This window comes from Stenotrophomonas sp. YJH_SMC_79, from assembly GCF_059367995.1.
Map to the genome: position 1 here is coordinate 88,297 of NZ_JCAFRK010000004.1, position 24,159 is coordinate 112,455.

Below are 24,159 nucleotides of genomic sequence, written 5' to 3' on the forward strand. Positions count from 1 at the left end.
ATTGTGTTGCCGATGGTTCTGAGGAGGAAGTGTGTGCCCACCAGCAATGGCAATCTCGTCTCCACAGGATGTGCAACGGTATATTCCTGGATGTGGGGCGTCTATGCCCGGTGCATGCATTGCATCGAAGGCCGCATCCTGCGACTGAGTCAAACGGTTCCCGTGCTTGTACAGAGCCATACAACACCTCCTGTGTTGGCGGAAAGAGCCGTGTGCGGCCTGCTGCATGCCGTACTCATGCCCCAGCTCAAGGTGCGCCAGGCCATGATGCGGCTGCATTTGGGGCCAGCATACGCTTGCTTGTAGCTGGCTTATAGCAGACTCTTGGCGGGTTTGGCTACTCAGTACGAGCTAGCCGACGCTCGTTCGGAGCGGAGCTTCTTCAGCGGCTGTCTTAGACACTTGCCGTCGGAATCTCCAAAATCAACCAAATAGCGTACCCCCGATAAATCTTCCTAATCCACCGCCCCTCCGGCCGCCGCTACCGCCAGTAGCGGGTGTTCAACTCTGGATTGCGCCGACTTGCATAACGAGTCCGGCTTGACCAATCGCTAGACCTACATGCCATTGACGCCATTTCTCCAACTAATCTCAGCATGGTTCCAGTAACGGTACATCTCACTTTTCATTCGCTCGATTTTTTTTGAAGAGAATTCGCTGATGCGCCAAGGGTAATGGCGACGAATTTCCTCTATTCTTGAAACAATGGATTCAAAGGTGTCGTTAACTTTGTGTATTTCATCCAATTCATCGCCAGAAATGGCGAACACATCCGAAGCAACTTGTCTTTTGTAGATGGATTCCGCCTCAGTGATCAAATCTAAAATATCTTTGAAGTGATCTGGTGATGCTAAAGAGGAAATCTTGCTCGTTGCTTCAGGCTTCAATTCATCCTCAGACAAATTGAATGTGATTTTTCTAGACGCCCCACCTGTCGCGTAGGCTTCTGTCGCGCTGATCGGCTTCCAGTACACTTTCTCGTTCTTCAGGTCGACGCAGACGATTATGGTTGGGACTGAGAATCGCTGCCAATAGTCGATATCTGAGTCATCAACGTAGACATCGTGACGCTGTGATCCTGACAACTCTTGAAAGGACTTTATTTGAAGTTTGACCACGTTTCCTGTCGCGGAGAATTGCTGGTCACAAATCTCCAATTCTGCGTCGATGCCTAAATCGACGCTTTGAAGTCGACAAGGCCACTTTAGGGTTTGTGTAAACTTGTACGCCGCGAAATGCTCGCCAGCGTCGCCACTGATTGACCTCTTTGGGTACTGCTTTGCCATGTAAGTAGACCTGACTACCTGATAGCCGGATGCTTGGGTCCGGTTATTCGATTCATCCATAGCTCACCGCATGGTGGGCCATCCCCTTAATACAGCTAGATCTTAGGGCTATCGGGCACGGCGTACAAGCCAGCGAACCAGCCAGGAGAGAGATCTGCCACTACTGCAAGCTCTCCGCTCCAGTAGAGGTTCAGATGCGCGCGACGGGACGGCACGTGCCCTCCCCTGCCCCCGGATAAACATCCCTTATCGCGACTGGACTGACTTGGCAGGCAAAACGTTTTTTTGCGCAATCACCAGCCTTCTCACGTCGCCCACAGGCACAAGAACTGCAGTCCTCTGCGCCGGATCCCAAAGCACATAGCTATCACCCAGGCGCCCCACCAGACTCAGGCTGCCTTGCACCTTCTCATCAATAGTCACATTGACCGTGTACTTGCTGCTGCCGGAAGTAATCGCCTTGGCGCGTTCGAAGCCAAGCCAGTTTGACGAGATCGGGACATAGACAATCATCACGAGCGCATAGACCAGCCGCGGCGAGTCCTTCACGGCGGCTGGCAGCACTGGGGACAGGCGTACTGCCATTGCACATATGCCCGTCAGCGCCACACCTATCAAAACGGGCCAGGCATTGGACCACCAAAGCAAGGCGCCCATTCCAACAAGACAAAGAGCAAGGGTCAGCCACATCAGCAGATTGGCTTGGGGCGGCCTCGCTGTCACCTTCCCTTCGACCCACCCTCCAAACAGCAGCGCAATCAGTATGAAGAACAGCACCATGCCGATCCCCGCAAGCCCTGCCAGCGCAAGCTCGCTTACGGCGACAAACTGAAAGGGATCCAGGCCGAAGTGTCCCCAATACGCCTTCAAATAGAAGGCGCCTTGAACCAAACCGAAGGTGACCAGCGCCGAACCCCAGCCAGCAACATCGGCCATCGTTAGCGTCTTCTGTGTACGTTCCATGTATCCCCTTCCATCAATGCAGCCCCGCCACATAGTGGCATGCAGCGTTCCGTCCTGCGGAACTCACCCTATTAACGTGACGCGTCACACCCAGCTGCCCCAACCCATTGGCGCCCCATCCCTACCCCACTATAGTTCCACCCCCACAAGGACGGAGGCGGCGCACATGCCCTATATCGGAATCGGACTCCACGTACTGGCAGCCATCTACTTCGCGGTGCACGCCATCCGCTCGGGCCAGAGCCTCTACTGGCTCATCCTGCTCTTCTCGTTCCCGCTGCTCGGCAGCGTCGTCTACTTCCTGGCGATCTACTTTCCGGAAGTCCGCCACTCGCGCGGCGCCCGGCAGGTCGTCCGTTCCGCCAAGCAGCTCATGGACCCGGGCCAGGACCTGCGCAACGCTCGCGCCGAACTGGCGCGCACGCCCACCGTGCAGAATCGGGTTCGCCTGGGCATGACGCTGCTGGATGCCGGCCAGGCCGAGGAAGCCAGAACCTTGCTGGAGCAGGCGGCCAGCTCACCGCTGGGCGACGATCCCTACATCCTGAGCGGCCTCGCCCGCGCCCGCCTCGATTCCGGGCAGCCCGCGCTTGCGGCGGAAACGCTGGACGAGTTGTTCGCCCGCCACCCGGATGTGCGCCGCAAGCCGGAACAGGCCCTGCTTTACGCGCAGGCACTGGCGGCCGCGCAAGCGCCCGGCACTCGCGCCGCGTTCGAGCGAGCCGTGGAGTGCGGAAATGATGCAGCTGCTCGCTGCCTGTACGCCGAATGGCTGATGGCACAGCCGCAGCCCGCCGACCGCGAGCAGGCTCGCAGCCTGTTCGCCAGCATCATCGACGATGCCCAACACTGGTCCCGGCACGCGCGCGGCCACAATGCCGCATGGCTGGAACGGACCAAGGCCGCGTTGAAGGGCTACTGACGCCTGACGGCCTTTGGCAATCCTGTCGCATCCGCCTCGCTAATGGTCTCGCCGGGCGGATGCCGACAGTCCGTAGGCCTGCACCACTGGCATCGCCGATAGCATTGCAACGCAAGGCTCCAGCCTCATTACGCGGTATGCAACGATTCTGAAAATGTTGAAAGTGGTGACGGCATCAGCCCTACTGCATTGGCATCGCGCACAACCGGGCGTATTCCTTGCTGTGCCACCTCGAACAGGTGGCCGGGCTTCGAAACCCCGGTTGTGCAATCGTAAAAAGCGCTTGCCAGTCGGCACCACCTCGCGCGGTGCCGGCTGGCAATCCGTCAGCCGGCTATGGCGGGCGGTGCGTGGGGGCCTTGCGCCCGCCGGTCTGATTGCACACCGGGTTTCGAACCTCGCACCGTCCGCCACCTTTATCGGTGGCGGCTTCTGCCTGCCCGCAAGGAGCCCAGCCATGACCCAGCCCCACTCCCCTGCCCCGCACCCGATCCACGACGCGCCCGCCAACAGCCCCGCGCTGGATCCGAACACGCTCATCGCCCTGCTGCACAGCATCGGCTCGGGCGCCGCCTCGGATGGTCAGCCCTGGCCAGAGCGCCATCAGATGCCTGGCCGACGTCTCGCTCTGGCCGACACCGATTGCTCGCTGGCCGGCCTTCGCGTGGTATTGGAGATCCTGTTGGCCGCACAGCGCGCCCGCGAAAACGGCGAACTGGAGCAGTACGTCGGGCCCCGCGTCATGGAGGGCCTGATCATGGCGGGGCTGGGCCTCGTGGCGCACGCCAGCACACGGGTACGGCCGGACGACTGAGTGGCGCGGTACTGCTGGGCGGCCACGCTGCTGTGCCTCGTGGCGGTGGTTGCGGCACAGACGCGGTGGCTGTCGCCGCCACTGCCATCTCCTATCGGGTTCCAAAGCATCAACGACGATCGAATCTCACATCTGCGCCGCCAGGTGATGCAATTCGTGGAGTCTCGGCCACGACAGGGCTTCCAGTTCGTGGAACAGCATGAAGACGCCTCGTTCCAGATTCATTGCAGAGGCGTTCCCGTGCTGTGGCTGGAGCGGCGGCCCCAGCATGTGCTGTTGCAGGTCTCACTGGATGCCATGCAGCGTGCGCCCGCAGTTCTTCAGATGCGGGCAATCCTCCAATGGCAGCTGGAGCCATTGGATTATCTGGAGCAGGTGCTGGTTGGTGTACCGGAGCCTGTTCTTATGGATCGGGTGCTGCAGATTCTCGCCGGCAAGGTGCCTGATGGGGCGCGATGCGGCCCGCAGTAGTCGAGCATGGCTCGACCCTACAGCGGCGCGGGTTGCGACTGCTCCGGTTCCTGGATGGAGCCTTCCAGCAAGGCCACGTAAGTGTTCATGCGTGTGCGCATGCTGATCAGCATCCAGCCCAACAGGTACAGCAGCACCATACCGGCCGTAGCATCGTAGCCGACGCGCAGCAGCTTTCAGAAATAGAACCCGATATTGAGGTTCAGCCGTGAATACCAGCGCGACGGGCCGCCATTGTTGATGCCGATGCCATCACCGCCGGCAAACCACATATTGCGGCCGGCAATCCAGTCGACATAGGTGAGCATCACGCCCTTCCGCAGGCTGCAGCCGGTAACGTTCTGCCAGGAGTCGCGCACCCCGCTGCTGTGCCCCACCGGGCGCGTCATGCTGAGGTTGTTGTAGCAGGTCAGGTCGTCCATCCAGCCGCGCGGGCCAAAGGAATAGGCAACGTTGGCACTGGGTACATCGGCCTCGGCCGCGATTTCAAACGGGGCCTGGAACGCCGACAATGCGATGCGCTCGCCGGGCACGGTGTAGCGATAGCGCGCCCATTGCAGCTGGGTGGTCCAGCCAACGCGCTTCCACTGCGCGTGCACGGCGGCGGCCTGATGGCCGTGATGGCGGCGGCTGCGGGTGTTCTGCACCTTGCCGGCGAAGGCCGACGCGCCGACCTGCAGTTCGCCTCCTGCCCAGTCGTGCGATTGCTCGACGCGTACATTGAACCGCTGCCGTTCGCGATACGGCAACGCATCGGTCTGTGCCACATCGAAGGAATAGCGGTCGTAACGGGCCCCGGTTCCGTATTCGTCACCGGAGAACCAACCGAGGTGCCAGGTGGTCTTGCCGGCCTGGTGGATCACTACCACGCCCGGGTCGTAGTCGTCCTCGATGCCCAGGTAGTAGCCGGACCCGAACCAGAAACTCTGCGAGACCGTGGGCAGCAGCCCGAAGGGCACCTGCTGGATGCCGGCCTTCAGCTGCGTGGCGTCGGTGAATTGCCAGCCTGCGTAGGCGTGATGGATGGCATCGAAGCCGTCGTACCACCGGTATTGCGCGGAGAAGGAGAAAGGCCCGCTGCCGGCGTTGATGTCGGCGCGAAGCAGCTCCAGCTGCAGGCGGCTGGTGGGCCCGTAATCGAGCCAACCATAGTTGAATCGAACGGCACCGCCGAGATCGAAATGAGGCGCTGTATTGCGGTCTTCGCTGGCCGCGCGCGCATCAAGCGAGGGTGCGGCCAGTGCTGCTGCGATGATGATGGGAACTGCCCTCACGGTCGCGCCCTGCCTCCTGTTCTGCGAGTGAAAGTACTCGATTTCAGCCTTGGTGCACGTCATACCTCAACGTGAGGCATGACGTGCTGCGGCGTACAGGTTACGCAATGGAGGGTGAAGCGAACGTCGGCCGGCCGTGCTCACATACCCAGATCAGACAGCCCCGGATGATCATCCGGGCGACGCCCCAGTGGCCAATGGAACCTGCGCTCGCTTTCCTTGATCGGCATGTCGTTGATGCTCGAGAACCGATGCTCCATCAACCCATCCGCTCCGAATTCCCAGTTCTCGTTTCCATAGGAACGGAACCAGTTGCCGGAGTCGTCATGCCACTCATAGGCGTAGCGCACGGCAATACGGTTGTCGGTGAATGCCCACAGTTCCTTGATCAAACGGTAGTCCAGTTCCTTCTTCCATTTGCGGGCCAGGAATTGCCGGGCTTCCTCGCGGCCATGGGTGAACTCGGCGCGGTTGCGCCAGCGGGTGTCGAGCGAATAGGCCAGTGCGACCTTGTCGGCATCGCGGGAGTTCCAGCCATCTTCGGCAAGGCGAACCTTCTCGATGGCCGATTCACGAGTGAACGGCGGCAGCGGCGGACGGGGTGCTTCAGTGGACACGGTGGGGCCTCCAATCAAATGGATGAACGGGGTACTTCGACGGATTCTGATGACTCAGGCGTCAGCGCCTGGCCTGCTCCAACAACACTTCTGCAACATCCCTGGCGGTGTCTGCGGCGTTGTAGTCGCCCATCACGCGCGAGATGGTGATGGCGCCTTCCATGAGAACCAGCAGCTGCCGCGCCAGTGCGTCCGGCTGCTTGATATCCAGTTGCGTGGTGAGTCCCAGCGTGTAATCCAGCAGCTTCTGCTTGTGGTGTTTTGCGATGTGGCGAATCGGATCGTCGGGGTCGCCTACCTCGCCGGCGGTATTGATGAAGGCGCAGCCGCGATAGCCCTCGGACTGGAACCAGCCCTTGAGCACGGTGAACATGCCGAGGACGCGTGCTTCGGGGCTGTCGGCCTTGTCACACTCCTGCTGGAACCAGTCCAACCAGCGCACGTCGCGCGCGTTCAATGCCGCAGCGGCCACCTGGTCCTTGTTTTCAAAGTGCCGGTAGATGCTCTTCCGGGCAACGCCGGAGGTCTTCACCAACAGGTCCATACCGGTGGCGTGGATCCCGTTCTGGTAGATCAGCGCCTCGGCCGTGGCCAGGATCTTCTGCTGGGTTTCGGTGGTGGTTGTGTTCACGACGCAAAGGTAGAACGAGCGTTCTACCCTGTCAATGGGCGGCGAAGCTGATCAAGTGCGCCAGGCTGATTGTGTACCCAGGGGCGCCCCACGGCCTGACCGATACCCACATCGATAGCCGAGCATGGCCCGGCTCTACAGGGAAGCCAGCTCGCGCGCAAGGAACGGCGCCGTCCTGCTGCCTTTGGTCCGCGCAACCTGCTGCGGCGTTCCCTTCGCGACGATGGTGCCCCCTGCCCCGCCAGCTCCGGGGCCTACATCAATCACCCAGTCCGCCTGTGCGACCGCGCGCATGTCGTGCTCGATCATCACCACGGTATTGCCCGCGTCCACCAGCCGCTGCAGCTGCACCAGCAGCCGGTCCGCATCGGATGCATGCAGGCCGGTGGTGGGCTCGTCCAGCACGTACAGCGTGCGCCCGCGCTGGCTGCGCTGCAGCTCGGTGGCCAGCTTGATGCGCTGGGCCTCACCACCTGAAAGCTCGGTGGCCGGCTGGCCCAGCCTCAGGTAGCCCAGGCCGATTTCCTGCAGCAACTGCAGCGGGCGGGCAATGGCGTCTTCTTCGGCGAAGAACGCGTGCGCCTGGTCAACCGTCATCTGCAGGACCTCGGCGATGTTGCGGCCGTTCCACAACACCTTCAGCGTGGCTTCGTTGTAGCGGGCGCCATGGCAGGTGGGGCATGGCGCATAGACGCTGGGCATGAACAGCAGTTCGACGCTGACAAACCCTTCGCCTTCGCAGGTTTCGCATCGGCCCTTGGCCATGTTGAACGAGAAACGGCCTGCGTCGAAACGGCGGCGGCGCGCGGCCGGTGTTGCGGCGAACAGCTTGCGCACGTGATCGAACAGGCCGGTGTACGTGGCCAGGTTGGAGCGTGGCGTGCGGCCGATGGGCTTCTGATCCACCTGCACCACGCGTTGAATGGCATCCACATCGCCGGCCAAGCGGCCTCGTGTTGCTTCGATCACGCTCGGTCCATCGTTGGGCTCGGCGTCCGCCCCCTCGTCCACCGGCTCGTGCCCGAGGTGCAGCAGCATCAACTCCGGCAACGCCTGTGCCATCAGGCTGGACTTGCCCGAGCCGGAAATGCCGGTCACTGCCGTCAGCAATCCCAGCGGTACCTGTGCGTCCACACCCTGCAGGTTGTGCCGGTGGATGCCCTGCAGTTCCAGCCAGTTGCCGGCGCTGCGTTGCCGGTTGGCAGGTGCAGGTACCTGGTCGAACAGATACAGGGCCGTACGCGAGTCCTGGACGTGGCGCAGGCCGTCGGGCTCGCCACTGTAGAGCACGCGGCCGCCGTGTTCCCCCGCCTGCGGGCCCACATCCACCAACCACTGCGCGCGGCGCATCAGCTCCAGATCGTGTTCAACAACGAACACCGAGTTGCCGCCGTCGCGCAGCCGCTCCAATGCGTCGTACAGCGCCTGGCTGTCGGCCGGATGCAGGCCGGCCGAGGGTTCGTCGAGCACGTACAACACACCAAACAGCAAGGAGCTGAGCTGCGTGGCCAGCCGCAGGCGCTGCAGTTCGCCGGCCGACAGCGTGGGCGTGGCGCGATCCAGTGAGAGATAGCCGAGGCCCAGGTCACGTAACTGGCGTACACGCGCCATGACCCCGCCGGCCAATCGTTGTGCCGCCAGGCGCTTCTCTTCGGACAAGGCCGAGGTCAGGCGCACGTCGGGAGCACCCTCGTGGGTCGCCTGGCCACTCGCCGCCCGACGGGCGCGATCGCGGGGTGTCGCACTCCTGCTGGTGCGAGCGCCACCGAAATCTCCCTGCGCGATGGGCTCCAGCAGCGCCGCCAGCTGATCCAGGGGCAGCCGCATGAACTCGCCGATATCCACGCCCGCGAAGGTGACCGAGAGTGCCTCAGGCTTCAGGCGTTTCCCGTGGCAGGCCGGGCACAGCCTGCCTTCCATGTAGCGCGAAACGCGCTTGCGCATCAGCGCGCTCTGCGTGTTGGCAAAGGTGTGCAGCACGTAGCGACGCGCGCCGGTATAGGTGCCCATGTAGCTGGGTTCCTGCTTCCGCTTGAGGGCGGCGCGCGTCTCGGCGGGGGTGAAACCGGCATAGACCGGGACGCTGGGTGCTTCCTCGGTGAACAGGATCCAGTCGCGGTCCTTCTTCGGAAGCTTCTTCCACGGCACATCGATGTCGTAGCCCAGCGTGACCAGGATGTCGCGCAGGTTCTGGCCATGCCATGCCGGTGGCCACGAGGCGATGGCACGCTCGCGGATGCTCAGGGACGGGTCCGGCACCATCAACGCTTCGGTCACTTCGTAGACATGCCCAAGGCCATGGCACGTGCTGCACGCGCCCTGTGGCGTATTGGGCGAGAAGTCCTCGGCGTACAGCATGGGCTGGTTGGCCGGGTAGGCGCCTGCGCGCGAATACATCATGCGCACCAGGCTGGACAGGGTGGTCACGCTGCCCACCGATGAGCGCGCGTTGCTGGCGCCGCGTTGCTGCTGCAGGGCTACCGCCGGCGGCAGGCCATCGATGGCGTCCACATCGGGCACGCCCGCCTGGTCGATCAGGCGCCTGGCATACGGCGCAACGGACTCGAAGTAGCGCCGCTGCGCCTCTGCGAAGACGGTACCGAAAGCCAGCGAGGACTTGCCCGAGCCCGATACCCCGGAGAACACCACCAGTGCGTTGCGCGGAATGGAGACATCGACATTCTTGAGGTTGTGCTCGCGCGCGCCGCGGACCTCAACGCAACCGCTTGCGGCGGCAGCGCATGACGATTCACCAAAGGGGGGGGTGGACATCTTCGCGATCCTGCGGGCAGTGAACGGCGTGCGTCGGAGCGCGCCCAATGGTGCATTCTCGCTGCTGCGGGGTGAATGTGGGTGATGGCGCGGTCACGCAATGCGTGATTCCCGAACACCAGTACGAACACCAATAATGGACTGTCAGTGGCTATCCGGCCGAACCGGCTCGCGGGCGCCAGTCCTGGAGGCGAACGCCACCTTCTCTCCATTGACCAGCTCGACCACGAGCTGGTTGGAGCGATTGAAGCCGATGGTGCTCACCCAGGCGAAGTGCGAGACGGTACGCCGAAGCTGCGATGTGCGGCGATACAGTTGACCCAGGGTGATGGTGCGAACCAAGCGGCCACGATTGTAGAAATGCAGCACCGGCTCGCTCAGCGCCACGTCAGCCGGAACCAGGTTCATGCCCTCGTAGCCGACCACGACCGATTCCCCATCGTCCGACGGGAACAGCCAGCGATGCCATCCGGGTATCAGCCAGGCATCCCGCCCCGATGCCTGGGGCGTTACCCGCGTTGAATTGAGCGCCGGATCGGAATCAGCACAGAGATTCCGCGTGGGGGAGCATGCCGTGAACCTCTCCGGCGGCGGCAGCGGGGAGTCGGCAAGCGCCGGGCCCGCAGCCAGTAGTGCAGCGATGAGCGCGATGAGAACCTTCATGTCACTGCACCCCTCGATGAAGTGGTGGCCGAAGCGGAAACTAAGCGGCGTGCACGTAGGGCGCTACCGCCGCGGCAAGCACATCGATTCCCCACGCGGAGCCCGCGATCTCCTCGGGCTGGCTTCTCTTGAAGCGTGACCAGTCGGCCCTGGCAAGTCTGCCGACCAGAAGCTGATCGGCAGGAAGCTGGTGCATCGACCAATAGGGAAACTGCCGGGTGGAGACGCGCCCTCGCGCCAGCTCCACGACATCGGTATGGCTGGACGATTGCAGCACGCGCTCATAGACGCTGGCCACTCCATCTTCCGGCCCTTCGAAGTACTGCACGAATCGCGTGCCGTCGTGCAGCAGCACGCCCGTCACGCCCGCCACCTTGTTGAACCTCGCGGCATCGGCCACGAGCGCCTCCAGGCGATCAATCGTAAGGCCCTCTACTGCTTGACTTGCATATACAACGGCCCGAATGGGCATGAATTTCGCCTTGAATGTGGCGCCACATCGGCACCTGTTCACACTCTAGCACCCGGTACAAGCCTGCCCCCTGATCCTGATTCTTAACCCTTCAGAATACGGAGGGTCGATGGGTGAGCCTTACGGCACGTCAGGCGGCATGATGGGCGCCCCACACGTTCAGGGCATTGTTCATCTTCATGCGAGACATCGGACAGTTCTATGTAGTAAGCGTCGAAGGAGTGGCGCGTGAGGATGGCACCCTGCTGCAGGTCACCCGGATTGATTGCTCCTGCCTGAAATGCTCAAGGCAATTCCGGGCCATTCCTGATCATGGGCTTGTCGACCTCAACGGCGCTGCTTCGCTCAGCTGCCCGGGGTGTGGCAACCACCAGTCCGTCAGCCGTGCACGGCTGGAGGAATTCACGTTGCGTAGTGACCCATGAACTGACCCGCACCACTTCTCGACACCGCGCCAACGCGCCCGACACCTCTGCATCGATATCTTCCCGTAGTAGACCCACAACGGCGTTCCAATGAGTCATACCGGCATATTCAAGATCACCGACCTTACCTACAGACCGGGTGCGGAGGGCGACCTGGCCCGGGCCCTGCAGATCGAAGCAACCTGCACGGCGTGCGGCGCAACCAGCGTCTGGGGTGAGCAGGAGATGGAGCATGTGAGAGGCGGAACCGTGCTTGCATGCCGCGCGTGCGGTACGCGCCAGGCCATCAGCAATGCCGGCCTGATCAGTTGCCCGTCCGAGATACGACACCGCCAGGGCTGACCGGGACGGGACCGGGCAGCCACATGCGCTGCCCGGTAGCCGTCATCGATGGGCCATCAGCCGCCGACTGCCGATGCCTGCGGCCGGTGCCGTTTGATCCAGTCCAGTGATTGGGCAATACCACCGAACGGAAAGAAGTGCGGGCTGACCAAGCCATGGGCGTCAGTCAAACCGCTCACCAAGTGGTCCACGAATACTTCCGGCCCTGCGGTTCCGAGCAGCCGCCCGATCGAGATACCGTATCTTGCCAGCATCGATGCACTGGCACCCACCCCGCACATTGCGGCGTAGCGTGCCAACCGCGCGATGCTTGCCGGACCCGGCACACCGACCAGCACCGGAACGTCGATGCCACGGGCGCGCAGCGCGTCCAACCAGGCCAGAACGATGTCGGCATCGAAGGCGAACTGCGTGATGATCATCGGCGCCATGCCGCGCGCTACGATGGCCTGGCACTTGTGTTCCAGCACCTGCCAGCACTCGACACTGCCCATGACCGGATGGCCCTCGGGGTGACCACCGATGGCGACGGCCTTGATGCCGGCCTTCTCCAGAAGCCCGGTCTGGATGATCGAAGCGCTATCAGCAAATGGGCCGGCGGGCGTGGCCAGATCTCCGGCGATCACCAAGCACTGGGCGACACCGGCCTCGTTGGCGGCGCGCTGCAGGAACCGTTCAACCACCGCACGCGACCCGATGCGGCGGGCCGAGAGATGCGGCATCGGCTCGAAGCCCAGTTCGCGCACCCTGCGCGCCGCAGCCAGTCGTGCGTCGTCGTCCTCGCTGGCCAGCCAGGGAATGGAGATTGTCGTGCCGCGTGGAATGCGGGCAGCCTCCGTGCGCAGTGCCGGCATGGCTTTGGCGCTCACCTCCAGCGAAAAGGCATCAAGAAAGGCCCGCGTCCGCAGCGACGAAGGTGCGGACATTACGTGCCCCCGCGCGCATTGCTGGCCAGCGGCGTGCTGTTCCGCGCCAGTTCGATGAAAGCCTGCAGGTAGTCGATACCGGTATCGGCCTCGCGCGCACCCAGGTAGATCTGCTTGGGAATGCCCTTCGCACCCAGGCGAACGGGCACCACATCCATGCGGGCGGCATACTCCTCCACCAGCCAGCGTGGCATGGCCGCCACGCCGCGGCCGCTGGCCACCATCTGCATCATGATGTCGGTGGTTTCAATGGCCTTGTGCCGGCGTGGGGTGATGCCGGCCGGCAGCAGGAACTGGTTGTAGATGTCCAGGCGCTCGAACGGCACCGGGTAGCTGATCAGTACTTCCTGGCCGAGCTGGCGCGGCTTTACATGGTCGACCTTGGCCAGGGCGTGGTTGCTGGCCACCACCAGCACCTGTTCGTAGTCGAATACGGGAATGAACTTCAGGCCCGGCTTCAGCAGCGGGTCCGGGGTGACCAGCAGGTCGATCTCGTACCCGAACAGCGCGCCAATGCCGCCGAACTGGAACTTCTGCTTGACGTCCACGTCCACATCCGGCCAGGCGGCCAGGTACGGCGAGACGATCTTCAGCAGCCACTGGTAGCAGGGATGGCACTCCATGCCGATGCGCAGTGCGCCTCGCTCGCCCTGTGCGAACTGGCCCAGTCGTTCCTCGGCCAGGTCCAGCTGTGGCAGCACCCGGTTGGCCACCGCCAGCAGGTACTGCCCGGCCTGGGTCAGCCGCAGGCTGCGGCCTTCGCGCAGCCAGACGTCGGTGCCCAGCTGCTGCTCCAGCTTCTTCATGCTGTGACTCAGGGCCGACTGGGTCAGGTTGAGTACGCCGGCGGCAGCGGTGAGCGAGCCTTGCTGCTCGACCTGCTGCACGATACTGAGGTGGATCCGCTCCAGCATGATGATGAATCCCGCTCATGGATTGGTGAAGTAATACCATTTTACGTCATGGAAGGGCGTGGCTAGCATCGGGTCATGCTTTCACCTACCCGCCCCCTTCGAATCGTCGCCGTTTCCGGCGGATTGCAGCGCCCCTCGAGGGCCGCCACCCTGGCCGAGCATCTGCTGGGCCTGATCGGCGAGGACATCCATAGCGAGCAGCACCTGGTCGAGCTGGGCGAACTGGCCCCGCAGCTGGCGGGCGCGCTCTGGCGTTCGCAGCTGCCCGACATCGTGGAACGCCAGTTGGCTGCCGTCGAGCAGGCTGATGTGCTGGTGGTGAGCACGCCAGTCTATCGCGGGTCGTATACAGGGCTGTTCAAGCATTTCTTCGACTTCATCCACCAGGACGCACTGGTCGACACCCCCATCCTGCTGGCCGCCACCGGTGGCAGCGAGCGCCATTCGCTGGTGATCGACCATCAGCTGCGCCCGCTCTTCAGCTTCTTCCAGGCACGCACCCTGCCGTTGGGCGTCTACGCCACCGACCGCGATTTCGCCGACGGCTGCGTGCACAACGATGCCCTGATCGAGCGGGCACGGCTGGCGGTGAGGCGGGCCTTGCCGCTGCTAGCCCTGCCCCGCCATCGCGCTGCCGCCCTCGAGGCCGCCGCAGCATTCTGAATGCCGGATGCCTTCGCCCGCATCCGGATGTCACCCCGCAATACGGAACGCCGCCCATGACGACCGACACCTTCACCTTCAGCATCACGCGCATCCCCTTCAACGAGGACTACCAGCCCGCCGATGGCACGCGCATCACCACCAATTTCGCCAACCTGGCGCGTGGTGCATCCCGGCAGGAGAACCTGCGCAACACGATCAGCATGATCAACAACCGCTTCAATGATCTGGCGCACTGGGACAACCCGAGTGCGGATCGCTATGCGGTCGAGCTGGACATCATCTCGGTGGAGATGCACATCGACGGCGGCGATGGCAGCGATCCGTTCCCGCTGATCGAGGTGCTGCGCCCGACCATCGTCGACACCCGCACCGGTGCCCGTACCGAAGGCATCGTCGGCAACAATTTCTCGTCCTACGTACGCGACTACGATTTCAGCGTGGTGCTGCCGGCCAGCAACGAAGGCAAGGCCACCTTTGGCATTCCGGACGGCTTCGGCGACCTGCATGGCAAGCTGTTCAAGCATTTCCTGGAGTCTGATGCCTACCGTGCCAACTTCAGCAAGGGGCCGGTGATCTGCATCAGCGTATCCAGCAGCAAGACCTACCACCGCACCGAGAACCACCACCCGATCCTGGGCGTGGAGTATCGCCAGGGCGAGTTCTCTCCCACTGACCAGTACTTCGACAAGATGGGCCTGCAGGTGCGCTACTTCATGCCGCCGGGCAGCGTCGCACCGCTGGCGTTCTATTTCCAGGGCGACCTGCTGGGCGACTATTCGAACCTGGAACTGATCGGCACCATCAGCACGATGGAGGCCTTCCAGAAGATCTACCGCCCGGAGATCTACAACGCCAACTCCGTGGCAGGCAAGGTCTACCAGCCCAGCCTGAAGCACCAGGACTACTCCTCCACCCGCATCGTCTACGACCGCGAAGAGCGCAGCCAATTGGCGGTCAAACAGGGCAGGTTCACCGAAGAACACTTCATCAAGCCGTACCGCGCCGTGCTTGAGCAGTGGGCTGCCCGCTGATCCATCGATTCCCCATTCGCCCCCAGGAAACAAGACGCAATGTCGACGAAGAAACTGCTTCCCACCTCCACCGCAGGCAGCCTGCCCAAGCCATCCTGGCTGGCCGAGCCCGAGAAGCTCTGGTCACCCTGGAAGCTGCAGGACGACGGCCTGATTGAAGGCAAGCAGGATGCACTGCGCCTGTCCCTGCAGGAACAGCAGCACGCCGGCATCGATATCGTCAGCGACGGCGAACAGACCCGGCAGCATTTCGTTACCACCTTCATCGAGCACCTCAACGGTGTCGATTTCGAGAAGCGCGAAACGGTGCGCATCCGCAACCGCTACGATGCAAGCGTGCCGACCGTGGTTGGCGCGGTCAGCCGCCCGAAACCGGTGTTCGTGGAAGATGCGAAGTTCCTGCGCCGCCAGACCGCACAACCCATCAAGTGGGCCCTGCCCGGCCCGATGACCATGATCGACACGCTGTACGATGCGCACTACAAGAGCCGCGAGAAGCTGGCCTGGGAGTTCGCGAAGATCCTCAACGAAGAGGCAAAGGAGCTGGAGGCCGCCGGCGTGGACATCATCCAGTTCGACGAGCCCGCCTTCAATGTGTTCTTCGACGAAGTGAACGACTGGGGCGTGGCTGCGCTGGAGAGGGCCGTCGAAGGCCTGAAGTGCCAGACGGCCGTGCACATCTGCTACGGCTACGGCATCAAGGCCAACACCGACTGGAAGCAGACTCTGGGCTCGGAATGGCGCCAGTATGAAGAGTCGTTCCCCAAGCTGCAGACCTCCAGCATCGACATCATCTCGCTGGAATGCCAGAACTCGCACGTGCCGATCGACCTGATCGAACTGGTGCGCGGCAAAAAGGTGATGGTGGGCGCCATCGACGTGGCCTCCAATACGGTGGAGACGCCGGAAGACGTGGCCAACACGCTGCGCAAGGCGCTGCAGTTCGTGGATGCCGACAAGCTCTACCCGAGCACCAACTGCGGCATGGCACCGCTGGCGCGCGAAGTGGCGCGCGGCAAGCTGCGCGCGCTCAGCGCCGGGGCGAAGATCGTGCGTGAGGAGCTTTCGGCGTGATCATCGACGGGGGATTGCGCTGGCGTCCCCCAAACTGCATCCGGGGCTCACGCATCAGCCCCGCCCTGGATGGCGGCCGAGCGGCCTCTTTTCCGCGCCAGCCGCAGAAAGAAGTATGCGATCACGACCAGGCCGATCACCGAAGGCAGCATCTGTGACCAGCGCTGCCCAACGCGGACGACGTTGCCAGTCAATGCAGAAAGCATGGCGAATACGGAGGCTGTCATCTTGTAGGCATGCTCGAACTGCCAGAGCGAGTGATGCCAGCGCCGGGGAAAGATCCATTTGACGGCGTCATACACGAGGATCAACCACAGTGCCGCAACGGCGGAGTAGTCCACTGTCGTCAGGCGGCCCGGGCGATCCAGTACCTCGATAGAAAGGGGCAGCGCAACAGACACAGCTGCCAGCAGCGCGGCTGCGTCGACCAGCGACGGCCCGGCACCCTGCGCTCGTGCCACGCGCCAGCCCCCCAGCAGCTGGTAAGGCACGAGCAGGCTCAGGACGGCAAATGCGGGAATGAACCGGAAGAAGATCGTGCCGGCAGCGGCCGTCGCACAGACCACCAGGGTGAGCCAGATGAAGGCCGTTCCGAGGCGCTTGTGCGCGGTGGTGCCCTTCTCCCTGAACAGGATGAGGAAGCCTACAGCCAAGGCGATGGAGCCTGCTGTCACATGAATTGCGATATTTGCCAGATGCACTGCTTTCCCCCTGGAAAGTGCCGGACCTGAAGGAGGAGTGCGCCCCTTCTCCCGCTCACTTTCGTGCTGCTTCCAGGTCAGCTGCAAATGGGTTGCGACGAGAGGCGGCTTGGGGTGACGAAACATGCTCCAGCCGCCGTGGAACCATCATCGCCTGCGTGCACGGCGCTCCGGGCAGTCCTTCGGATCGAACAGTTCGAGGGCGCTCATTATCTGGAGATTGGTAAACGCCCCGTCATGTCCCTGTGCGACAGCCTCGCAGTACCAGTAGATCTGCTCATCCCTGTCCTTGGGCACGCCCTGCCCGCTGGCATACAGGTTCCCGAGTTCGAACTGGGCGGGCGCGTAGCCCGCCATTGCCGCCTTGCGGAACCAGGCGGCTGATTGGATATCGTCCTTCGGCACGCCGATACCATCGGCATACATGGTCGCGAGCACGGCCTGGACCTCGGCGTCGCCACTTTTGGCAGCTGCCATCAGTTCCTCAACCGAGTTGAACCTCGGCGGGGGTTCGATCTGGTCACACCACACCTGGCCCTCCTTGCCACTCGAGCACAGCTTCTGGCGAGCATCGCTGACCAGAATTCCCTTCAGATCCTGGACGGCCGCCTTGGTGTACCAGCGCATGGCCTCGGCCCGGTCTTTGGTGAGGCCCGCGCTGCCGCGCTCATACAGGCTGCCAAGGTTGTACTGCCCCGCGGAAGCTCCTCCTTCGGCCGACCTGCGGATCCAGAAGAGGCCCTGCGCATCATCCTTTGACACGCCCAATCCCTCCAGGTACATCATCCCCAGGTCGGACTGTGCAAGACCGTTGCCTTGCTCCGCCGCCTTGCGCACCCAGAACAGTGCTTGCGCGAGATCCTTGGGAACCCCGGTTCCATTCAGATACATCACGGCAAGGGAGGATTGGGCAGATGCATGGCCCTGCTCAGCAGCCTTGCGATACCACTCAACCGCCGTCACCGGGTTCCTGACCACACCGTTGCCTTGGTTGTAGCGATCTCCAAGATCATTCTCGGCATCTGCGCTGCCGGTCTCGGCTGCTGCCAGCACGCTCTTCAACGAGGCCGCTTCGTCATTGCCAAGCGCGTGGGCGCTGCAGGCGAAAACAAACAGGCCCGTGCACAGAACTGTGCGAACCCGGGCTCCAAGCGAATCTTCCATGAACTTCTTCACTCTTCATCAATTCCAGAAAAATACCGCGTGCAAATCAAACTCAGGCTTTGCCGCTCACTATCGCCATGCGCGCTGCACCTTTCCGGGCTTCCGCAACGGAAAATATTCCTACGCGCGTGGTCACGGCATCCCCCGGAACCCCGAGCATCGAGGGTGGCGATCGATGCTCAGGGCGCGATTATAGGTGCTGGTACTGCCTTTCGCAGCGCCAGGACCTTCTTGATCCGTGCCACTTCCCCGGCTCCGGCCTCGGCCAACCGACGGGCCTGCTGCCGTTGCTGCCGCGACTGTACTGGTGACGATCTGCCCGCTTCGAGTGTGGCACCCACCACCCTCGCCACCGCATCGCGCAGCCGCAGCTGCGGGCAGAGTCGTGCAGCGCACCAGCGCTCGGCGTAGCGCTTGGCCTGCCGTGCATTCGCTGCTGCAACGATCTTCGCCTTGGGCGTCCTGCGTGCGTCCAGGCACACCCGGAAGCCAAGCACTGCATGCGGCACGATGTTCGCTACGGAGCGCCCATTCCACCACAGGTCCCAACGTTCGCCGCTCTGCACCCAGCCGGAATGCCGGGGGACGGACATTGAACCTGCGATCTCAAGGCGGGAATCCATGGCCGGAAGAATACGATCGGCTGTCGCACGGATTGAGATTGCGATGGCAACGCGATCATCGACCATGAATCGTTCAAGAAGGCGCCGGCTGTCCGCTGCCTGGACGCGCTACCCTGCTGCCCGATGTCTTCCATGCGCAACGTCCTCCATCGCGATCTCGTGTCCAAGGCCGCATCGCTGCCCCGGTTGCCTGGGGTATACACCTTCCACGATGAGGCGGGAGCCGCGCTGTACATCGGCAAGAGCGTGGACATCCGGCGACGGGTGCTGGACCACCTTCGGGCGCCGGACGAACAACGGCTTGTCGGCAGGACCGACGGGTTTTCCTGCATCCGTACCGCCGGTGACATCGGGGCGCAGCTGCTGGAAGCGCGGCTGATCAAGCAGGCCAAGCCGCTGTTCAACAGGAAGCTTCGCCGCAACAAGCGACTGTGCACGATCGTGCTGGCGGCTGACGGGGTCCGCATCGAGGATGTCCACGGCGCCGATCCTGCTCAGGCCCATGGACTGTTCCCCGGCCGTCATGCCGCCATCGCCGCACTGCAGCGCCTGGCGGACGAGCACCAGCTCTGCTACGGGCGGCTGGGGATCGAATCGGTGCGCGCCGGGGCGCCCTGCTTCCGCCACCTGCTCAGGCGCTGCGCGGGCGTCTGCAACGGCAGCGAACCGGCTTTGGCACATGACGAACGCCTGCGAAGTGGCCTGGTGGGCTACCACCGGCGGGCATGGCCCTACGCAGGTGCGATTGGCATCGAAGAGCGCTCGGCGGACATGTGGCAGATCCATGTGGTGCGTAACTGGACGTACCTGGGCTCAGCGCCAACGATCGCGGCAGCACGAAGGCTCGATACGCCAGCAGTCGGTTTTGATCGTGATGGCTACAGCGTGCTTGCAAGGCCACTGGTCGGTGCGTCGGTGAAGGTCATCGCTCTCTAGTGGCGTGACGGGTCACATTGAACCGGACCGCAGCAACGCTACGCACAACGCCATGAAGCTGCCACCCACGGCCAACGCCAGCCACGCCCTGCCCATGCTGCGGGCACTGAATACGCCCACGGCCACCGCCACCAGCAGCACGAACCCCAGCAGCGAGCTGGCCAACACGGAGACCGCCGGCCGCACATCTGTCAGCGCAGGCAGCCCCAAGGCCACTGCGGTGGCGGTTGCCGCGGTGAACGCGTAGCCGCCGGCCGAAGCGGCCAGCACGCGACCGGCCACCTGCCAGCGATAGCCGGCGCCCCGCCCTTCTACAGGCTTGGCGCTGCGTGGCGCCTCCTGCACCTGCGGCCAACGCCGCTGCAGCATCACCGCCATTCGTGCCAACACCAGGCCGAATGCCAGTGCGGTGAGCTCCACGCCGGCCTGCTGCCACGCACCCCGCTGCAGGTACATCACCAGATGCTGGCCGGTGGTGGCCAGATTCACCAGCGGCAGCGCCAGGCACAGCACCGCGGCCAGCCACAGCTGCTCGATCCATGCCTGGCGTGGCGGGCGCCACAAGGCATGCAGCAACGAGACCGCCCAGGCCAGCAGGAATATGCGTATCTCCCAACCGCTACGGTCAGTCATTGCCAACGGCAGCAGGCGATTGGCATGGAAGTAGACAATGCTGGCCAGCGCGATGCCGGCCAACGACACCACATTGAACGCTTCCATCCATCGGTAGATGCCCGCCGTAGGCGCACCGAACTCATGCTCGCTGCGCTTGCGCCGCTTGATCGAGAACAGCAGCGTACCGATCGCGATCATCGCCGTGCCCAGCAGGCCACTGATGAAGTACAGCCACTTCATCGGCCAACCGCCGAAATCCGCTTTGTGCAGTGCTTCGATGCTCTCGTGCACCTGCGCGGCACCCACGCCATGCGGGTGCGACGCGTGCTGTTGCAGCAGTGTGCCGCTGGCAGCATCGAACGTGATCCGACTGGCCTCGGTCAGCAGGCGCCTCTCCGCGCCTTCCACCTGTTTGCGACCCACCACTTCCACCACGCTGTGCACGGTGCCGGGCGTCTGGATGATGATCTGTGCCGGCGATTGCCCGCTGATGGCCTGCGCGCGCGCCAGCAATTGCGGCAGGTCCGGCAGTCGTGCGGTGGAAACCAGGATGGCGGGCGGAACCGGCTGTGCGGGCGCCAGTTCGGCTTCATAGCGCGCGTACGCGCCATCTGCATCGCCATAGGTCGCATGCACGGGCCACGGCAGGTAGCTGCTGTAGAAGAATGCGAGCCCGGTGTAGCCGATCATGAACAGGAAAGGCAGAGTCAGCACAGCGCTCAGGTTGTGCGCATCCAGCCAGCTGCGCTGGCCCTTGCCGGGGCGGAAGGTGAAGAAATCCTTGAAGATGCGCTTGTGCACCACTACGCCGGAGACCAGCGCCAGCAGCATGCAGGCCGTGATCCAGCCGACCAGCCAGTAGCCGGCCATGCCACCGTGCAGGGTGTAGTGGAAGGACATGAAATGGCGCCCGCCCTCGGTTTCCCGTAGGCGAGGTGGCGGTTGTGGCATGCCCGTGCTGGCATCCACCCAGCGTTCGTGCGCGATGCCGTCGCCCTCCTCCCATGACAGTTCCAGCGGCCACCCTTGCTGGGCAGGCCAGCGGATCTGCCAAGCCTGCGCATCGGCGGCGTGGGTGGCCAGCCATTGCTGCGCACGTGCCGCCTGCGCTCCCGCGTCCATCGCTGGCGAGGAGGCCGGTACGGGACCGGCCTCCATCCAGCGCGTGATCGGCTCACGGAACACGCTGAGCGTGCCGGTCAGGAAGATCGCGCACAGCAGCCAGCCACTGGCAAGGCCACACCAGGTATGCAGCCACGACATGCTTTGGCGGAAACCTGCCTTCATGCCGTTGCCGTGGCGGGCACGCTGTCGCCCTGCCGGTTGTGGAGGATCACAGCGAGCCGCGCAGCGTCAGCGTCACGTTGCGGGGTTCACCAAAGAAGTTGCCCCGGCGGATCTGGCTGAGCATGGCGTAGTAGCGCGTATCGAACAGGTTGGCCACGTTGAGGCCAACGCTCCAGCGCGGATTGATCCGATAGCCGGCACGCAGGTCCCACACGGCGCGCCCCGCCGCCCCCATACGCCAGTCCGGGTCGTCGTAGGCCGGATAGGAGTAGCTGCTCTGCGCCGACACGCCACCGCCCACGGAGAACGCATTCCACTTGCCGGGCAGCTGGTAGGACGTCGACAGGCGCAGCAGGTGGCGGGGCGTCTCGGCGCTGATGGTCGCGCCCTCATCGTCACGGCTGGTGACGTGGGTATAGCCGGCCATCAACTGCCAGCCCGGTGCCAGTTCGCCGCTGGCTTCCAGCTCAAAACCCTTGCTGCGCAGCTTGCCGCCATTGCGGTAGCAATCGGAAGACGCCAGCGAGCCCCGGCAACTGCCCGGGTCGGACTCGTCCACCACGGCGTTGCCGGTCTTGCGGATGGAAAACACCGCAGCGGAAAGATTCAGGCGCCCATCGTTCAATTCGCCCTTCACACCAAGCTCGTAATTGGCGCCGATGGCCGGGTCCAGCACCGAGCCGGAGGAAGTGACATACGAGCTCTGCGGCTGGAAGGTATCGGCGTAGCTGGCGTAGACCGACCATTGCGGCCCCAGGTCGTAGACAAGCCCGGCGTACGGAGTGAATTCGTGCTTCTGTTCGTAGTCACGGCTCCTGGCACCGCTGAAGCCATCGCTGGACTGGTACTTCACCCAGCTCAGCCGGCCGCCCAGCGTGAGGTGCAGGGGCTCCGCCAGCTGCAGGCGCAGGTTGCTGTACACGCCGCTCTGCTGTGCGCGGGCGTTCTCCGCCCAGTCCCAGGCTGGCTGGAGGGGCTGCGCAATGGCGCTGTGGTCCGGTGCGTAGACATCGATCGGCACGTCGATGGCCAGGTCCGCCGAGCTTTGCCGCGTACGCTGGCGCGCCCACATCGCGCCCAGCAATACCTCGTGGCTGCGACCAAAGGCTTCGAAACTGCCGGTGGTGTGCAGGTCGATGCCATCGCTGCGCACGCGCGAGCGGTTGAAATAGATGTCGTAGAAGCGCGAACCGACGCCGGTGGCGCGGTCCACCCCGCCGAGCGGAACCGCAACGCGCTGGTCCAGGTCGGACTCGGTGCGGTTCACCGACAGGCGCGCCTTCCAGCGCTCGTTGAAGCGGTGCTCCGCCTCTGCGAAGGCTTCGTCGACGGTGCCTTCCTGCCGGTTCCAGTCCTGGATGAGCGAGGTGGAACGCTTGATGTCCAGTGCGCCGCCGTCGGTGTAGCGCGGCAGGCCGAACAGCCAGTAGCCGTCAGTGTCACTCTGCTGATGGCGCAGGCCGAAGGTCAGCGTTGTGTCCGCGCCCAGGTCGGCGTCGATCACACCATAGGCGACCGGTGCCTTCGAGGAGGTGCCCTGCTGGAAGTATCCACGGTCCTGGTAGGCCGCAACCAGTCGGCCGCGCACACTGCCGGCGGCATTGAGCGGGCCGCCGCCATCGACCTCGAGGCGATAGTTGTCCCACGAGCCCACGGTTGCTGCCAGATCGAGATGGGCCTGGTCGCGCGGGCGCTTGCGCACCATGTTGATCGCCCCGCTGGGGTCGGCTGCGCCCAGCATCATGCCGCCGGCACCGCGCAGCACTTCAACCCGCTCCAGTACGGCGGTGTCGATGGGCAGCCAACCCACGGGGGCATAGACGATGCCGGCCACGCCATCGACCAGATAATTGCTGTCGTCCACGGTGAAGCTGCGGATCGAGAACTTGTGGTTGCCGAAGTTGCGGGCGGTCTTGGTCACGCCCGTGGTCTGCGCCAGCGCTTCGTCCAATGTGGTGAGGTTGCGGTCGTCCAGTTGCTGGCGGGTAATCACGCTGACCGATTGCGGGGTCTGGCGGATGCTCTGCCCCAGCTTGCCCAGACTCAGCTCACGTGCCGTGTAGGAGCCGTCGCTTGGTGCATTGGCGGTCACGTTCACCGTCTGCAGGGTGGTCTGGGTGTCTTTGCTGCGCGCAGGTGCAGCTGCTTCCTGCGCCAGCGTAAACACGCCCGGACGGGTGGCGTTGACACGCACCCCACTACCCTCCAGCAGACGCGCCAGTGCCTCCTGCGGCGTGTAGCTGCCGGTCAAGGCCGGGGCGCGACGGCCCGCCACCGCTGATTCGCTGAACAGCACCTGCTGCCGGGACTGCTCGGAGAAGCTGCGCAGTGCGGCATCCAGCGATTGAGCCGGAATGTTGAACTGCATGCGCGCGGCCGGCTGGGCCTGTGCGATGGCCGGTGCCGCCAGTGCGCTGGAAATGCACAGTGCCAGCAGCGGCAGCCGCTTGGCGTGTACCCCCGTAGAGAACGCGCGGGCAACAAGTGCGCGCTTGATCTTCATGTACCCCATTACCGCTCCATCATGCTTGGCCACCACTGGCCCCACTGGGGTAAACGGAAAATGGCGG

At 63.6% G+C, this 24,159-nt stretch carries 24 protein-coding genes; 8 read left to right on the plus strand and 16 right to left on the minus strand.

All coding sequences use genetic code 11. The features are described 5' to 3' along the window. Positions 1 to 557: 557 nt before the first annotated feature. Together AC5P57_RS15735 and AC5P57_RS15740 are read right to left on the minus strand one after the other, a co-directional pair. Entirely contained in the window at positions 558 to 1,286 is a 729-nt protein-coding gene (locus AC5P57_RS15735; protein WP_262235127.1) for a DUF4365 domain-containing protein, read from the minus strand. A 246-nt stretch (positions 1,287 to 1,532) separates the two neighbouring features. After that, positions 1,533 to 2,249 carry a hypothetical protein gene (locus tag AC5P57_RS15740; RefSeq protein WP_262235126.1) on the minus strand — a complete coding sequence of 239 codons (717 nt, stop codon included), beginning with the start codon at positions 2,247 to 2,249 and terminating at the stop codon, positions 1,533 to 1,535. 166 nt (positions 2,250 to 2,415) lie between these two features. Between AC5P57_RS15740 and AC5P57_RS15745 the strand changes: the two genes are divergently transcribed. The 3 genes from AC5P57_RS15745 to AC5P57_RS15755 all read left to right on the plus strand — a co-directional run bounded on the left by AC5P57_RS15745 (position 2,416) and on the right by AC5P57_RS15755 (position 4,456). Next, positions 2,416 to 3,171 carry a tetratricopeptide repeat protein gene (locus tag AC5P57_RS15745; protein WP_262235125.1) on the plus strand — a complete coding sequence of 252 codons (756 nt, stop codon included), beginning with the start codon at positions 2,416 to 2,418 and terminating at the stop codon, positions 3,169 to 3,171. A gap of 457 nt (positions 3,172 to 3,628) precedes the next feature. After that, complete coding sequence (locus AC5P57_RS15750; protein ID WP_142805971.1) at positions 3,629 to 3,985, plus strand: hypothetical protein; 357 nt, start codon at positions 3,629 to 3,631, stop codon at positions 3,983 to 3,985. Then, the gene (locus AC5P57_RS15755) at positions 3,986 to 4,456 is read left to right on the plus strand and encodes a hypothetical protein (protein ID WP_262235124.1); all 471 of its coding nucleotides are present in this window, start codon (positions 3,986 to 3,988) and stop codon (positions 4,454 to 4,456) included. Positions 4,457 to 4,473: 17 nt separating this feature from the next. Here the strand turns inward: AC5P57_RS15755 and AC5P57_RS15760 are convergent, their stop codons facing one another. From AC5P57_RS15760 to AC5P57_RS15790, 7 genes are all read right to left on the minus strand, one after another. Further along, positions 4,474 to 4,596, minus strand: a complete 123-nt coding sequence (locus AC5P57_RS15760; RefSeq protein WP_262235123.1) for a hypothetical protein — start codon at positions 4,594 to 4,596, stop codon at positions 4,474 to 4,476. Between the two features lie 36 nt (positions 4,597 to 4,632). Then, positions 4,633 to 5,730 carry a hypothetical protein gene (locus AC5P57_RS15765; protein ID WP_262235122.1) on the minus strand — a complete coding sequence of 366 codons (1,098 nt, stop codon included), beginning with the start codon at positions 5,728 to 5,730 and terminating at the stop codon, positions 4,633 to 4,635. 140 nt (positions 5,731 to 5,870) lie between these two features. Then, on the minus strand, positions 5,871 to 6,347 hold the full coding sequence (locus AC5P57_RS15770; RefSeq protein ID WP_262235121.1) for a nuclear transport factor 2 family protein: 477 nt from the start codon (positions 6,345 to 6,347) through the stop codon (positions 5,871 to 5,873). Positions 6,348 to 6,408: 61 nt separating this feature from the next. Beyond that, complete coding sequence (locus AC5P57_RS15775; protein WP_099552183.1) at positions 6,409 to 6,978, minus strand: TetR/AcrR family transcriptional regulator; 570 nt, start codon at positions 6,976 to 6,978, stop codon at positions 6,409 to 6,411. Between the two features lie 135 nt (positions 6,979 to 7,113). Beyond that, positions 7,114 to 9,750, minus strand: coding sequence for an excinuclease ABC subunit UvrA (locus tag AC5P57_RS15780; protein WP_495219661.1), 2,637 nt, complete (start codon positions 9,748 to 9,750; stop codon positions 7,114 to 7,116). A 144-nt stretch (positions 9,751 to 9,894) separates the two neighbouring features. Continuing rightward, positions 9,895 to 10,413 carry a hypothetical protein gene (locus AC5P57_RS15785; protein WP_262235119.1) on the minus strand — a complete coding sequence of 173 codons (519 nt, stop codon included), beginning with the start codon at positions 10,411 to 10,413 and terminating at the stop codon, positions 9,895 to 9,897. A gap of 40 nt (positions 10,414 to 10,453) precedes the next feature. After that, positions 10,454 to 10,885 (minus strand): BLUF domain-containing protein, encoded by a 432-nt coding sequence (locus AC5P57_RS15790; protein ID WP_099552180.1) that lies wholly within the window; start codon positions 10,883 to 10,885, stop codon positions 10,454 to 10,456. A gap of 515 nt (positions 10,886 to 11,400) precedes the next feature. On the opposite strand from AC5P57_RS15790, the gene AC5P57_RS15795 reads away from it, so the two are divergent. After that, a complete protein-coding gene (locus AC5P57_RS15795; protein WP_049430784.1) occupies positions 11,401 to 11,652 on the plus strand; it encodes a hypothetical protein in 252 nt (83 codons plus the stop codon). Positions 11,653 to 11,708: 56 nt separating this feature from the next. Here AC5P57_RS15795 and AC5P57_RS15800 read toward each other — a convergent pair whose 3' ends face one another. Together AC5P57_RS15800 and AC5P57_RS15805 are read right to left on the minus strand one after the other, a co-directional pair. Next, positions 11,709 to 12,578, minus strand: coding sequence for a methylenetetrahydrofolate reductase (locus AC5P57_RS15800; protein WP_262235118.1), 870 nt, complete (start codon positions 12,576 to 12,578; stop codon positions 11,709 to 11,711). Then, positions 12,578 to 13,492, minus strand: coding sequence for a LysR family transcriptional regulator (locus AC5P57_RS15805; RefSeq protein ID WP_099552177.1), 915 nt, complete (start codon positions 13,490 to 13,492; stop codon positions 12,578 to 12,580). The genes AC5P57_RS15800 and AC5P57_RS15805 overlap by 1 nt, the downstream gene beginning before the upstream one ends. A gap of 75 nt (positions 13,493 to 13,567) precedes the next feature. On the opposite strand from AC5P57_RS15805, the gene msuE reads away from it, so the two are divergent. From msuE to AC5P57_RS15820, 3 genes are read left to right on the plus strand one after another with little or no spacing between them, the layout of a single operon-like run. Beyond that, positions 13,568 to 14,155, plus strand: coding sequence for an FMN reductase (gene msuE, locus AC5P57_RS15810; RefSeq protein ID WP_099552176.1), 588 nt, complete (start codon positions 13,568 to 13,570; stop codon positions 14,153 to 14,155). A gap of 56 nt (positions 14,156 to 14,211) precedes the next feature. Further along, the gene (locus AC5P57_RS15815; RefSeq protein ID WP_099552175.1) at positions 14,212 to 15,189 is read left to right on the plus strand and encodes a DUF1852 domain-containing protein; all 978 of its coding nucleotides are present in this window, start codon (positions 14,212 to 14,214) and stop codon (positions 15,187 to 15,189) included. A 39-nt stretch (positions 15,190 to 15,228) separates the two neighbouring features. Next, positions 15,229 to 16,263 carry a methionine synthase gene (locus AC5P57_RS15820; protein ID WP_262235117.1) on the plus strand — a complete coding sequence of 345 codons (1,035 nt, stop codon included), beginning with the start codon at positions 15,229 to 15,231 and terminating at the stop codon, positions 16,261 to 16,263. 47 nt (positions 16,264 to 16,310) lie between these two features. On the opposite strand, the gene AC5P57_RS15825 is transcribed toward AC5P57_RS15820, so the two are convergent. From AC5P57_RS15825 to AC5P57_RS15835, 3 genes are all read right to left on the minus strand, one after another. After that, positions 16,311 to 17,090, minus strand: coding sequence for a DUF2306 domain-containing protein (locus tag AC5P57_RS15825; protein WP_495219662.1), 780 nt, complete (start codon positions 17,088 to 17,090; stop codon positions 16,311 to 16,313). A 21-nt stretch (positions 17,091 to 17,111) separates the two neighbouring features. After that, the gene (locus AC5P57_RS15830; protein ID WP_495219663.1) at positions 17,112 to 18,140 is read right to left on the minus strand and encodes a tetratricopeptide repeat protein; all 1,029 of its coding nucleotides are present in this window, start codon (positions 18,138 to 18,140) and stop codon (positions 17,112 to 17,114) included. Between the two features lie 167 nt (positions 18,141 to 18,307). Next, positions 18,308 to 18,817, minus strand: a complete 510-nt coding sequence (locus AC5P57_RS15835; protein WP_262235114.1) for a hypothetical protein — start codon at positions 18,815 to 18,817, stop codon at positions 18,308 to 18,310. 66 nt (positions 18,818 to 18,883) lie between these two features. Here AC5P57_RS15835 and AC5P57_RS15840 point away from each other — a divergent pair, with 66 nt between their 5' ends. Next, positions 18,884 to 19,687 (plus strand): endonuclease, encoded by an 804-nt coding sequence (locus AC5P57_RS15840; protein ID WP_262235113.1) that lies wholly within the window; start codon positions 18,884 to 18,886, stop codon positions 19,685 to 19,687. A gap of 12 nt (positions 19,688 to 19,699) precedes the next feature. Here the strand turns inward: AC5P57_RS15840 and AC5P57_RS15845 are convergent, their stop codons facing one another. After that, positions 19,700 to 21,565 carry a PepSY-associated TM helix domain-containing protein gene (locus AC5P57_RS15845; RefSeq protein WP_262235112.1) on the minus strand — a complete coding sequence of 622 codons (1,866 nt, stop codon included), beginning with the start codon at positions 21,563 to 21,565 and terminating at the stop codon, positions 19,700 to 19,702. Positions 21,566 to 21,635: 70 nt separating this feature from the next. Next, the gene (locus AC5P57_RS15850) at positions 21,636 to 24,092 is read right to left on the minus strand and encodes a TonB-dependent siderophore receptor (protein WP_262235111.1); all 2,457 of its coding nucleotides are present in this window, start codon (positions 24,090 to 24,092) and stop codon (positions 21,636 to 21,638) included. Positions 24,093 to 24,159 lie beyond the last annotated feature (67 nt).